At 61.6% G+C, this 12,821-nt stretch carries 9 protein-coding genes and 1 pseudogene; 4 read left to right on the top strand and 6 right to left on the bottom strand.

Features of this window, described 5'->3' with window-relative positions:
• Window positions 1-17: 17 nt before the first annotated feature.
• Complete coding sequence (locus ACZ92H_RS05510) at window positions 18-1,988, bottom strand: methyl-accepting chemotaxis protein (protein ID WP_465048608.1); 1,971 nt, start codon at window positions 1,986-1,988, stop codon at window positions 18-20.
• A 531-nt stretch (window positions 1,989-2,519) separates the two neighbouring features.
• Between ACZ92H_RS05510 and ACZ92H_RS05505 the strand changes: the two genes are divergently transcribed.
• Complete coding sequence (locus ACZ92H_RS05505; RefSeq protein WP_131373177.1) at window positions 2,520-4,787, top strand: carboxy terminal-processing peptidase; 2,268 nt, start codon at window positions 2,520-2,522, stop codon at window positions 4,785-4,787.
• Window positions 4,788-4,841: 54 nt separating this feature from the next.
• Here ACZ92H_RS05505 and ACZ92H_RS05500 read toward each other — a convergent pair whose 3' ends face one another.
• Together ACZ92H_RS05500 and ACZ92H_RS05495 are read right to left on the bottom strand one after the other, a co-directional pair.
• Complete coding sequence (locus tag ACZ92H_RS05500; protein WP_465048607.1) at window positions 4,842-5,360, bottom strand: VOC family protein; 519 nt, start codon at window positions 5,358-5,360, stop codon at window positions 4,842-4,844.
• 556 nt (window positions 5,361-5,916) lie between these two features.
• Window positions 5,917-6,843, bottom strand: coding sequence for a LysR family transcriptional regulator (locus ACZ92H_RS05495; protein ID WP_465048606.1), 927 nt, complete (start codon window positions 6,841-6,843; stop codon window positions 5,917-5,919).
• Window positions 6,844-6,961: 118 nt separating this feature from the next.
• Here ACZ92H_RS05495 and ACZ92H_RS05490 point away from each other — a divergent pair, with 118 nt between their 5' ends.
• Window positions 6,962-8,188, top strand: a complete 1,227-nt coding sequence (locus ACZ92H_RS05490) for an MFS transporter (protein WP_465048605.1) — start codon at window positions 6,962-6,964, stop codon at window positions 8,186-8,188.
• Window positions 8,189-8,346: 158 nt separating this feature from the next.
• Here ACZ92H_RS05490 and ACZ92H_RS05485 read toward each other — a convergent pair whose 3' ends face one another.
• A complete protein-coding gene (locus tag ACZ92H_RS05485; RefSeq protein ID WP_465048604.1) occupies window positions 8,347-9,393 on the bottom strand; it encodes a hypothetical protein in 1,047 nt (348 codons plus the stop codon).
• Between the two features lie 230 nt (window positions 9,394-9,623).
• Window positions 9,624-10,307, bottom strand: coding sequence for a pentapeptide repeat-containing protein (locus ACZ92H_RS05480; RefSeq protein WP_465048603.1), 684 nt, complete (start codon window positions 10,305-10,307; stop codon window positions 9,624-9,626).
• A 308-nt stretch (window positions 10,308-10,615) separates the two neighbouring features.
• Between ACZ92H_RS05480 and alaC the strand changes: the two genes are divergently transcribed.
• Window positions 10,616-11,833 (top strand): alanine transaminase, encoded by a 1,218-nt coding sequence (gene alaC / locus ACZ92H_RS05475; RefSeq protein ID WP_465048602.1) that lies wholly within the window; start codon window positions 10,616-10,618, stop codon window positions 11,831-11,833.
• A gap of 169 nt (window positions 11,834-12,002) precedes the next feature.
• Here the strand turns inward: alaC and ACZ92H_RS05470 are convergent.
• Window positions 12,003-12,631, bottom strand: a pseudogene (locus ACZ92H_RS05470) (epoxyqueuosine reductase QueH).
• On the opposite strand from ACZ92H_RS05470, the gene ACZ92H_RS05465 reads away from it, so the two are divergent.
• On the top strand, window positions 12,561-12,761 hold the full coding sequence (locus ACZ92H_RS05465; RefSeq protein WP_465048864.1) for a hypothetical protein: 201 nt from the start codon (window positions 12,561-12,563) through the stop codon (window positions 12,759-12,761). The pseudogene ACZ92H_RS05470 and the gene ACZ92H_RS05465 overlap by 71 nt on opposite strands.
• Window positions 12,762-12,821: the final 60 nt, after the last annotated feature.

Here is a 12,821-nt window from a genome sequence, read left to right as displayed (position 1 = left end):
TTAGCACCCGCCACCCTTTACAGCTTGAACACGCCCACCACCCGGGTCAGCTCGTGCGCCTGCTCCTGCAGGGCGTCGGCTGCCGCAGCCGCTTCTTCCACCAGGGCCGCGTTCTGCTGGGTCACCTGGTCCATCTGGGCGATGGCCTGGTTGACCTGCTCGATGCCGCTGCGCTGCTCTTCGCTTGCCTGCGCGATCTCGGCCATGATGCCGCTCACCTGCTGCACGCTGGCCACCACCGTATCCATGGTGGCGCTGGCCTGGCTCACCTGCGCGTGGCCCAGGTCCACCGTGCTGGCGGACGCCTGGATCAGGTCCTTGATGTCTTTTGCCGCTGCCGTCGAGCGCTGCGCCAGGGTGCGCACTTCCGTGGCGACGACGGCGAAGCCGCGTCCCTGTTCGCCGGCGCGCGCCGCTTCCACTGCCGCGTTCAAGGCCAGGATATTCGTCTGGAAGGCGATGCCGTCGATGACGCCGATGATGTCGGCGATCTTGCCAGATGCGCTGCGGATGGCGTCCATGGTGCTGGCCACCTGCGTCACGGCCGCGCCGCCCTTGGCCGCCAGGCCGGACGATTCATGCGCCAGCCGGCTGGCTTGCTGCGCGTGATCGACGTTCTGGCGCACGGTGGAACTGAGTTCTTCCATCGACGCGGCCGTCTCTTCCAGCGAGCTGGCTTGCTCTTCCGTGCGGCTGGACAGATCCAGGTTGCCGCTGGCGATTTCGCCCGAGGCCGTGGCGATCTGCCCCGCGCTGCCGCGCACCTGGCTGACCACTTGCGAGAGGTTGTCGCTGATGTGGTTCATGGCGCGCAGCAGGCGGCCGATTTCATCGAGGCTGTCCGACTCCAGGTGCACCGTCAGGTCGCCGGCGGCGATTTGCGCGGCGGCTGCCTCGGCGGTGGCCAGCGGACGCGAGACGAGGGCGCGCACCAGCCAGTACAGCAGCAGGGCAAAGACGAGCAGGGCGATGAAGCCGGAAATGGCCAGCTGGTTGCGCAGCTGGCGCGCCTCCAGCGTGATTTCGTCCGTGAACGTGCCGCCGGCGATGATCCATTGCCAATCCTTGAACTGGCGGTAGTACAGCTGCTTTTCGCGCGCGAGGGCGCCCGTTTCGCCCGGCGCCGCCCAGGTGTAGCGCATGTCGCCATTCTTTTGCGCCAGCATGTCCTGGATGAACGGGCGGCCGTCGGCGGCCTTGAAATCGAGCGCGCTCTTGCCTTCGCTGTTCGGGTGCAGCACCAGGTGGCCGTAGTTGGCGCCGGGCGCCGTGTCGACGATGTAGATGTAGCCCGTCTGGCCGATTCTCACCTGGCGAATCTTCTCCTTCAGCATGGCCAGGTTCTTGCTGATGTCCAGGCCGATGAACAGCACGCCCACCACCTTGCCGCTTGCGTCGCGCACGGGGTCGTACTGGGTGATGTATTGCTTGCCAAACAAGGTGGCCATGCCAACGAAGCGCTGGCCCGCGCGCAACGGCGCATAGCTGGGGTGATTATGGTCGAGCTGGGTACCGATGGCCCGTTCGCCATCCTGCTTTTTCAGCGAGGTGCTGATGCGCACGAATTCATCGCCATCGGCGGCAAAGATGGTGGCGATCACGCCCGTCTGCGCCGTGTAGCGGTCAACCAGCGCGGTGTCGAGATTGAGCACCTTGCCGCCGTTGGCCAGGGCCGGCGTGGCCTTGCCCGCCACGGCCACCATGGCGCCCGTGTCGACCGTGAACGGGCCGGGGAATTCGGCCGCGAACAGGCGCGCGAAGCTGGCCGCCTCGTTGACCATGGCCGCATGGAACACTTGCGTGGTCGTCATCACGCTGTTGAGTTCACTGGTGACGGCCGCCTCGGCGCGCTGTTCCAGTACGCGCGTGGTGGTGATGCTGATCAGCGCCGTCAGGCTGGCGAGGATCAGGCTGACGAGGGCAAACGTGAAAATGGTGATCTTGCCGCCGACACTGCAGTGGCGGGGGGAGAACGAAATTGTAGGCATAGCGCTTAATGAGTCGGGCAAAGGGTAATCAGCTCGGCCATTCCTGGTCATGACATGACACGCGGGGAGGGGATCTGGTGGGGAATGCGGTTGAAACGGAGGCGTGCTGGCGTGGTGACGGCGTGCAGACACTGCGCCAAGCTGAATTTCAGGGCGCGATGATAGCATGTTGCTTGCGTTTTGTTACTAAGTGTTTCCCGCAAGAACCATTATTTCGCATGAAAACAGCACCTGAATCAAGTTTCGGTCAATTCATCCATTGACTTTTTTCATATTGCTTGGTCGTTTTCCAGTCCGGCCTGGGCGTGCCGCACAATTCCTCACGGATGTTTCACTTTGTAATGAATGAAACGCCATCCTTAATCCGCGTTTAAGCTTCCGGGAAGAAACTGATATTCCATGGGAGACTGCTTGTCCGTATCCTGTAGAATAATATGCAGACCAGTCGTGTATTCCCCTTACTGTCTTGCTGGCTGGCGCAGTCGTAGTCGCGCCGCCTGGAATTGATTTAACTAATTTTCGGAGAAGCCGATGAAGAAGCAAATGATGCTGGTCACCCTGGTGCTCGCCCTGTCAGCCCAAGCTGGCGCAGCCCAGACGGACAAGAGCGCCGCTCCTCCGCCCCCCATGAAGCCGTTGGCCCAGCAAACGCAGGCAGCCTTGTGGGCATCGCGCGTATTGACGCGCGTCCATTACAAGGCCATGCCGCTCGACGACGCCATGTCGGAAAAGATCTTCGACCGCTACTTCAAGTCGCTGGATGCGGAAAAACTGTTCTTCGTGCAAGCCGACATCGACCGTTTCGCGCCGCTGCGCACCAAGCTCGACGACGCCATCATCAATGAAGACCTGACGGCGCCGTTCGCCATCTACAATCTGTACCAGCAGCGTTTCGACGAGCGTATGGCATATGCGCGTGAACTGCTGAAAACCAAATTCGATTTCACGGCCGACGAGAGCTACCAGCTCGACCGCGAAAAGGCCGCCTGGCCGAAGAGCGACGACGAGGTGCGCGACCTGTGGCGCAAGCGCGTCAAGAACGACTGGCTGCGCCTGAAGCTGGCGGGCAAGGAAGACAAGGCCATCCGCGAAACGCTGGACAAGCGCTATGAAAGCTACACCACCCGTTCGCGCAAGCTCAACAGCGAAGACGTGTTCCAGATCTTCATGAACGCGTATGCCATGTCGATCGAGCCGCATACCAATTACCTGGGGCCGCGCGCTTCGGAAAACTTCGACATCGCCATGCGCCTGTCGCTGGAAGGCATCGGCGCCGTGCTGCAGACGCGCGACGAATACACGGTGGTGCGGGAAGTCGTGCCTGGCAGCCCGGCCGGCCTGTCGGGCAAGCTGAAAGTGGGCGACCGCATCGTCGGCGTGGGACAGGGCGAAAGCGGGCCCATCACCGAAGTGCTGGGCTGGCGCATCGACGACGTCGTGCAGCTGATCCGTGGCGCCAAGGATTCCACCGTGCGCCTGGACATCCTGCCAGCTGACGCGGGGCCCGATGCCAAGCACGTGGTGCTGCCGCTGGTGCGCAAGAAAATCAGCATGGAAGAGCAGGCGGCGAAGAAATCGATCATCGAAGTGCGCGACAACGGCGTCAAGCGCCGCATCGGCGTCATTTCCCTGCCGACTTTCTATCAGGACTTCGAAGCGCGCCGCCGTGGCGACAAGGATTTCAAGAGCGCCACGCGCGACGTGACCCGTCTGCTGGGCGAGCTGAAAAAGGACAAGGTTGACAACGTCCTCATCGACTTGCGCAACAACGGCGGCGGCTCGCTGAACGAAGCGGTCGAATTGACAGGCTTGTTCATCGACAAAGGTCCGGTGGTGATGCAGCGCAATGCTGAAGGCAAGGTCGACATTGAAAGCGATACCAACGCCGGCCTGGCCTGGGACGGCCCGATGGGCGTGCTGATCAACCGCGGTTCCGCTTCCGCTTCCGAGATTTTTGCCGCCGCGATCCAGGACTACGGCCGCGGCGTGATCATCGGCGAAGGCAGCTTCGGCAAGGGCACCGTACAGACCTTGTTCAGTCTCGACCGTTTCGGCGGCAGCGAGAAGGCCCGCTTCGGCGAGCTGAAGATGACCATCGCGCAGTTCTTCCGCATCAATGGCGGCACCACGCAATTGCGCGGCGTCACGCCGGACATCAAGCTGCCGGCCATGTCGGACACGGAAAACTTTGGCGAGTCGAGCTATGACAACGCCTTGCCATGGGTTGCCATCAAGCCGGCGCCGTACATGCCGACGGGCGACCTGAAGGACATCGTGCCGCTGCTGGACAAGAAGCATGAAGCGCGCGTGGCCAAGGACAAGGACTTCCAGTACTTGCAGGATGATATCGCCCTGGTCCTCAAGCAGCGCAAGGAGAACCAGATCTCGCTGAATGAAGCCGTGCGCCGCAAGGAGCGCGATGCCCAGGAAGCGCGCGCCAAGGCCCGTGAAAAACGCCTGATCGCGCAGATCTCGAATCCTTCCGACGACCTGGTGGTGATTCCTGATCCGAAAGACGTGCTGAAAGGCGCGAAGGCGGCCAACAAGACGGCCAAGCAGATCGCCGCCGTGAAGGGCGCCTTGCGCACCGACGATGGCTTGCAGGGTGACGAGCGCGCACTGAGCGCCGAGCTCGATGCCGAGACGGCCGCGAAGAGCGCCAAGGACGTGCTGCTGAACGAGTCGGCGCGCATCCTGGCCGACGAAGTGGCGCTGATCAAGGCCGATACGCGCCTGGCGGCCAAGGTCTTGCCGTATGGCGCAGACGCCAAGGCAGCGCCGGTGGCGGCAGCCAAGTAATTCCTGCCGCATCAAGCAGCCTGGCTGGCCTCGACAGGGCCAGCCAGGCTTTTTTTATGGGCGCCGCGCTTGGCCGGTGACGGGCTTTTCAATGCGGGTGTTGAGGGCGCCGTCGATGTCGCCCTCCCACCGCTCGCGCGGCAATTCGAAGAGCAGCTCGATTTCCACGCCGTTCGGGTCGAACAGGTGGATGCTGTGCGTCGCCACGCGTTCCACGCGGCGGTGCAGCGGCACGCCCTGCGCCGTCAGGAAGGCGATCTGCGCCAGCCAGGCATCGCGCGACGCATATTCGATGGCAAGGTGGTTGAGCGACTGCGCGTCGCCGCGTTGCCATCCTGGCGGCTGGTACAGGCCGATATCATGGTGATGCAGTTTGCCGTCGCGCTGGCCGCTGTAGAAACGCATCGGCGGCGCGGCGGCGAGCGTTGTCGGGCGAAACGTGCCGACGTGGCGAAATCCCAGCAGCGCGGACCAGAAATGGTGCGATTCTTCGATATCGCGGACGTTGAGGACCAGGTGATTGATGCCGAGGGGCGCCTGTACCGATGCGGTCGTGTTTGAATGGATAGTCATGATGGCTTTCTGATGAGGGGAGGGAGGGGCGTGCGGTGCAAGCGGGGAAGGGATGGGGGCGCGCGCGCCGGCGCGCTTGGCCAGGCAACTGCCGCCAGGCCGTGTCGACCGATGCCGCGGTTGCGCGTGCGCGCCAGCAGGCATGGGCGTGGCGTGGCAGCGCAGGCAGAACGAAGAATGAGGGTGGCAAGCGGCTGCGCAGGCAGGGCGCGGCGAGAAGGGGTGAAAATTGCTGCAAGCATGACGTGTCCACGCGCTGTGAAGCAGCCTGGCGGTGAGCCGGGCCATTTCAGGTTGCGCGTTGGTTGACGTAAACGCTTACGGCTGCCGGAGGCAGCGGATTGATACGGTGATGCCAGTCTAGTGCCGCAGGCGGAGCGCGTCAAGCGGGAAAGCGGATGGCGCCTGCCGGGCAGTTATGCTTTTGGCTTATTTCTATCATTCCAACATTCAATTGGCATGATATGCCGCGATGCAGCATACTTCTCCTGTCTCCTCTATTCTCCTCCAAGAAAATAGATTCAGCCCGCTCTCTGTAGCGGGCTTTTTTTTTGCCTCAGATTTGTCGTGGCGGCAATTGCACGTCGGGCTGCGCCGCCAGCAAGGCCGTGATCCAGCCGGCAAACGCCTGCAGCTTGGGCGTCGCCAGACGGCCTTGCGGCGTCAGCAGGGACATGGGCATCGGCGTGGGCGGGCAAGCGGGCAGCACGGCCACCAGTGTTTCGCTGTCGAGGTGGGCGCGCACCTGATAGCGGGCCGCCTGCGCCAGGCCCAGCCCTTGCAGCGCGCAATCCACGCTGGCATCCGCATCGTTGACGGCGATGGACCCCGTCATCGGCACGCGCAGCACCTCGCCGTCCTGCTGGAAATCCCAGTCGAAGGCGCGTCCCGTGCGGCCGGAGTAATGCATGATGCCGCGGTGCGCGGCCAGGTCGGCCAGGGTCTGCGGCGTGCCGTGCCGCGCCAGGTAGGCAGGGGAGGCACAGGTGACGAAACGCATCAGGCCGATCTGCCTGCCGATGAAGGCGGAATCCTGCAAGGTGCCCACGCGCAGGGCGCAGTCGATGCCTTCCTGCGTCAGGTCGACGAGGCGATCCGTCAGGCTCAGCTGTAATTGCACGTCCGGAAAGGCGGCGTGGAATTGTGCAATATGGGGAATGACGAGGCGGCGGCCCACCGTATTGGGCAGGTTGACGCGCAGCAGGCCGCGCGGTTTCTTTGCTTCCGGGCCCCGGAATGCCAGTTCCGCCGTGTCCACGGCGCGCAGGATGTCGATGCAGTGGCGAAAGTAGTCGGCCCCTTCCGGCGTCAGCGAGAGGCGGCGCGTGGTTCGCTGCAGCAACTGCGTGCCCAGGTAGGCTTCCAGCTTTTGCAGGGTGGCCGTCAGGGCGGCGCGCGGCAGGTTCAGGGTCTCGGCCGCCTTGGAAAAGCTGTTCGCCTCGACGATGCGCACGAAGGTTTGCATGGCCTTGATCTTGTCCACGGATCGTCTTCCTTTGATTGTTCATTTAATGTGAAAAGTATAGGAGGATTATGCCCTAATTATCTTGGGCGCAGCTTTGCCTAGAATAGCCACATCCCTAACGAACCGAGGAAATAACATGAACAAGGCCTCTTCCCGCGCTGCGCCATCCGCACCACCCGACATTTCGCCGGGCATGGTGCTGCTGCTGGCCATCGCTTCCGGCTTGATCGTCGCCAACCTGTATTACGCGCAAACCCTCGTCGGGCCCATCAGCGCCTCCACGGGCCTGTCGGCCAAGGCGGCGGGACTGATCGTCACCCTGACGCAAGTGGGCTATACCCTGGGCCTGCTGTTTGTCGTGCCGCTGGGCGACTTGCTGGAAAACCGCCGCCTGATCATCACGGCCCTGCTGGTGACGGCCACGGCGTTGCTGGCGGCGGCCCTCTCCACGGGCGCCGTGGTGTTCCTGGCAGCGGCGCTGGCCATCGGCCTCGGTTCCGTGGCGGCGCAGGTGATCGTGCCGTTTGCCGCCCACCTGTCGCAGGAAGCGACGCGGGGGCAGACGGTGGGCAAGGTGGTCAGCGGCTTATTGCTGGGCATCATGCTGGCGCGCCCCGTGGCGTCGCTGGTGGCGGCCCATGCCAGCTGGCACGTGGTGTTTGGCGGCGCTGCCGTGCTGATGGTGCTGCTGGCGCTGGTGCTGCGCCGCGCCTTGCCCGTGCGCCAGCCCGTTTCCAGCATGCGCTATCCTGTCCTGATGGCCTCATTGTGGCATTTGCTGCTGGGCACGCCCGTGCTGCGCCGCCGCGCCGCCTATCACGCGGGCCTGTTTGGCGCCTTCAGCCTGTTCTGGACCGTCACGCCGCTGGTGCTGGCCAGCCCTGCGTTCGGCCTGTCGCAAACGGGCATCGCCATCTTCGCCCTGGTGGGCATGGCGGGCGCCGTTGCCTCGCCGATCGCCGGCCGCCTGGCCGACGCGGGCCATACCTTGCCCGCCACGGCCGCCGCGCTGGTGCTGGGCGTCATCGCCTTCGCCTTGCCGATGTTCGCGCCAGAGTCGAAGCATGTGGCGCTGGGCCTGCTGGTGGCCGCTTCCATCGTGCTCGACATGGGCGTGGCGGCGAATCTGGTGCTGGGCCAGCGCGCCATCTTCAGCCTGGGCGCGGAAGTGCGGGGCCGCCTGAACGGCCTGTACTTTGCCTTATTTTTTGCGGGCGGCGCTGCCGGCTCGGCCATCGGCGCCTGGATGTATGCCAGCCATGGCTGGCAGGCGACCTTGCTGACCGGCATGGCGTTCCCCGGACTGGCCGCGCTGGTATGGCTGGGAGAATTTTTACCCTCGGCGGCGCGCCGTACGGCTTGAAAACCCGATGGCGCCTCATTATCACGGATTCAAATTTCTATCATCATAAATATAAAGTGGCGTGATATGCCGCAATGCCGCAAGATGCACTTGTCTCCTCTATCTCCTCCAAGGAAATAGATTCAGCCCGCTCCCGTAGCGGGCTTTTTTTTGCCTGTTTACTTGTGTGGCATGCGATCGGCATCGCAAAAACCAAACCCCCGCGAATTGCCGCACCAGCCAGGTTCCTGGCGGGGTTCGGAAAACGGATTGCAATGAACGGTGCGGAAATTGGTCGGGAGATAGGTTTTTAATATGTCATCGGAAAGATCCCGGGGAGCGATCTTTTTGCCTTCCGGGGGAGGCGGAAACGTGGCTGCAATGGCGCGGTCGGCGACATTCTCAATGAAGAGAACGGTTTCACCTTCCTGGGTCTGGCACATATGATTGGTGGTGAAATCATACCGCTCCGCAGCCTTGAGCATGAAAAGTGGCCCCTTGTTTGAGATGCCCTGAATCATGGCCTGCGCCGCCGAATAACTTCCTGCAAACCCTGCAAAAGAGATAAAAAAGAGGAAGTAGGTGGTTTTTTTGTGATTCTTGAAGTCGAAAATAAACAGGAACAGCATGAAAAAAATCTCGAAGACGATTGCCAGCGCAGCGAAGGCAAAAGCGCTGAACGAGAACGCAAATATCAGGGTGGCAAGGCCAAAGGAAAACGGCGCGTAGGATGGCGGAAAGGGGAAGTTGGCAGCAAAGAAGTCGACCGCGTTCAGGCGCGAAAAAATAATGCAGGCAGACACTACCAGGGAAAACCCCACCTTTGCCAGCAGGCTTTCAAAAAGGGAGCCCAGCGAGAATAATACCCAGGCGATGCCTGTCACGCCGGTGACAAGAATGCCGGTCAGCGCGACCTGTTTGAGGATGTAAGCTACGTAGTCATCTGTTTCTTGTGTCTGCAGATGCGAGACCAGGAGGAAAAAGCCGACTATCGTGGCAATGGAAAAAATAGCCAGCGAAATGATGGTCTTGGGATCGTTATATCTGGCGATCAGCGCGGGGATGATTTTTTCCGTATCGGGAGATGTCTTGATGATAAATCTACGGATGCTCTCCCTGTTTTCCCGCAGCGCCATATAGCTAAAAATTAATCCTGCTGGCGGAATGGTGACGGATGTTGCCAGGCACAGAAATATGAACAGGATTATTTTTACGGCCTTCATCATGGTCTTTTTTTGCATTCGCGCAGTCGCAGCGCTAGCTCTAGAATGGAAACTTGGGTGTGAAATATAGCACGCATTATTTGGCGGAAGCTGGCCTGCCGGGTGCCTGTTTGGGGAATGCCAGGCATCCGCCCATTCCCGGGCAAGATGCGGCATGCCGGGCGCCGACAGCGGCGCAGTGGTGCCGCCAGCCGTATCGCTGGCGGCAGCCGCTGCTGGCTGTGCGGCAAGGCTTAAATCACCACGAGATCGAGCGCGCGCATGAAGTTGGCCGCCTGCGCATGCGTGATGACGGCGCCTTTCAGCAGCGAGGCTTCGCTCAATTTGAAGCCGTCGATATCGGCGCCGCGCAAGTCGGCGCCCTGGAACTTTGCCAGTTTGATGGTGGCATTGCGCAGGCTGCCGCCTTCGAAGACAGCCTCGCGGAAGTCGCAGCCAGCCAGGTAGGCGTCGGAAAAATCCAGCTGCTTTAATAGCGCCTTGCGGAAGGAAAAGCCGCGCAGATCGGCGCCCACCAGCAGGCTGTCCTCGAACGTCAAGCCCAGGTGGGACACTTCCTCGAACGACGCGCCCGTCAGCTTGCAGCCGCGGAAGGTGGCCGAGGACAGCTTGGCGCGCCGCCATTTGGTGTTGTTCAGGTCGCAGCCTTCCAAGCTGGCGTCGACGGCGTCGACGGATTCGAAATCGGCGCTGCCGGCGCGGCAGCGGCGCCACGTGCTGCGTGCCAGTTTGCAGGCGAATAAAGTCGTTTCGGCAAAGGTGCAGCGTTCGAAGGTGCAGCCCTGTAAATCCAGGCGCGACAGGTCTTCGCCGTCGAATGCGCAATCGACGAAGTGACGCGCCGATTGCGCCAGTTGCTGTTCCATGCCGGCACGGTCCAGGGTCATGCTGCTTACTGCGGTGTCGTATGTTGCCATCCGTATTTATTCCTCATCAAGGCAGGGGAGGGATGGCGCGGCGGAAAGATGCACGAACCAGAACACCTCCCCGGCTGGTGTCATAGCCAAAGGTCAGCGCCGCGGGTCCGCGTGGGCGGGAGCATGCCGGACGGTGCCAGGCACTTACCGGGTTACCAACCGGTGCGCTCATTTTCGATCAGCGCGTATTGTAGCGCGTCCGAATCGCGCTTGCCAGTTTGCGCAGGCGCGGGTTAGTATCGTTGCAGGCGTAGCTACTACGCCAACGTCGCTCGGACGGATCCGGGCGCTTACGTACAGAGATAACCATGACCGACAGCCAAGCTCCGCGCAGCTTTTCGCGCATCAATCGTCTTCCCCCCTACGTTTTCAACATTACCGCCGAACTCAAGATGGCCGCGCGCCGCCGTGGCGAGGACATCATCGACATGTCGATGGGCAATCCCGATGGCGCCACGCCGGCGCACATCGTCGATAAGCTGATCGACACGGTGAAACGTCCCGACACGCACGGCTACTCCGCCTCGAAGGGCATTCCCCGGTTGCGCCGCGCCATTTCCCACTGGTACAAGAAGCGCTACGACGTCGATATCGACCCGGACAGCGAAGCCATCGTCACCATCGGCTCGAAAGAAGGCCTGGCCCACCTGATGCTGGCGACGCTCGACCGTGGCGACACGGTGCTGGTGCCCAATCCCAGCTACCCCATCCACATCTGGGGCGCCGTCATCGCGGGCGCCGATATCCGTTCCGTGCGCATGGGGCCGGGCGTGGATTTCTTTGCCGAACTGGAGCGGGCCATCCGCGAAAGCTATCCCAAGCCGAAGATGATGGTGCTGGGTTTCCCGTCGAACCCGACGGCGCAATGCGTGGAGCTGGAATTTTTCGAGCGCGTCGTGGCATTGGCCAAACAGCACAATATTTTGGTAGTGCATGACCTGGCCTACGCCGACATCACCTTCGATGGCTGGAAAGCGCCCTCCATCATGCAGGTGCCCGGTGCGCGCGACGTGGCCGTCGAGTTTTTTACCATGTCGAAAAGCTACAACATGGCGGGCTGGCGCATCGGCTTCATGGTGGGCAACGCGGAACTGGTGGCGGCCCTGGCGCGCATCAAGAGCTACCACGACTATGGCAGCTTCACGCCCGTGCAGGTGGCGGCCATTGCCGCGCTGGAAGGCGATCAAAGCTGCGTGGCGGAGATCTGCGCCCAGTACCAGCGCCGCCGCGACGTGCTGGTGAAAGGCTTGCATGAGGCGGGCTGGATGGTGGAAAAGCCGAAGGCATCCATGTATATCTGGGCGCATATCCCGCAGGCGTATCGCCACCTGGGCTCGCTGGAATTTGCCAAGCTGCTGCTGGAAAAAGCCAGGGTCAGCGTGTCGCCCGGCATCGGTTTCGGCGAATATGGCGACGAATACGTGCGCTTTGCCTTGATCGAAAATGAGGCGCGGGTACGGCAAGCCCTGCGCGGCATCAAGAATATGTTGCGTTCCGGCGACGCAAAAACGGAAGCGGTGGCATGAAAGTTGCCGCATGGAATGATGTGTTGCCCCTAATATCACTGCCGCGTATTTCTGACATCACGAATATAAAGTGGTTTTATATGCTGCAACGCGGCATCATTCACTTGTCTCCTCTATCTCCTCCAAGGAAATAGATTCAGCCCGCTCCCGCAGCGGGCTTTTTTTTTGCCTATTTTTTCGTGCCCGCGTCCTTGTCCTCCGTGCCATCGTTGATGCCATAGAACTTGACGCCCAGGTGGATGCGCTCGCGGCCCATGGCGACCCGGTGTTCATTGCTGTCGCGCAGGGAATAGATGCAGCCGCAATACTCTTGCTGGTAGAAATTCTCCCGCTTGCTGATCTCGATCATGCGGGCCGAGCCGCCGCCCTTGCGCCAGTTGTATTCCCAGTACCGCAGCCCGGGATCGCGGGCTGCCGCGGGCGCGCCGCTGCCGTTGATCTGCCGCATATCTTTCCAGCGTGAAATGCCCAGCGAACTGGTGATGACGGGGAAACCGTGCTCGTGCGCGTACAGGGCCGTGCGTTCGAAGCGCATGTCGAATCACATGGTGCAGCGGATGCCCCGCTCCGGCGCGTTTTCCAGCCCTTGGCGCGCGCGAACCAGCCGTCGCGGTCGTAATCGGCGTCGATGAAGGGGATGCCGAATTTTCCCGCGAAACGAATGTTTTCCTCCTCGCGCAGTGCGTATTCCTTCAGCGGGTGGATGTTCGGGTTGTAAAAGAAGATCGTGAAATCGATGCCGGAGGCCAGCATCGCTTCCATCACTTCTGCCGAGCATGGCGCGCAACACGAATGCAGCAGCGCCTTGTTCTTGCCATCCGGCCAGACCAGCCTGCCGCGTTTGAAATCTTCCTGCAAGGTGGCCAGGTCGGCCGCTGCCACGGTGGTGTCGCTTGTGTCGGATGTGTTCATGGAGAAGTTCGCATGAATATTAATAATGGATTAATGAAATATTACCATTATTTTTCATGGATGGAAGCTTCTATGA

This window comes from Janthinobacterium foliorum, assembly GCF_978021625.1.
Note: the sequence above shows the minus strand (reverse complement) of the source record. Positions and strands in the feature narration are given on the sequence as shown.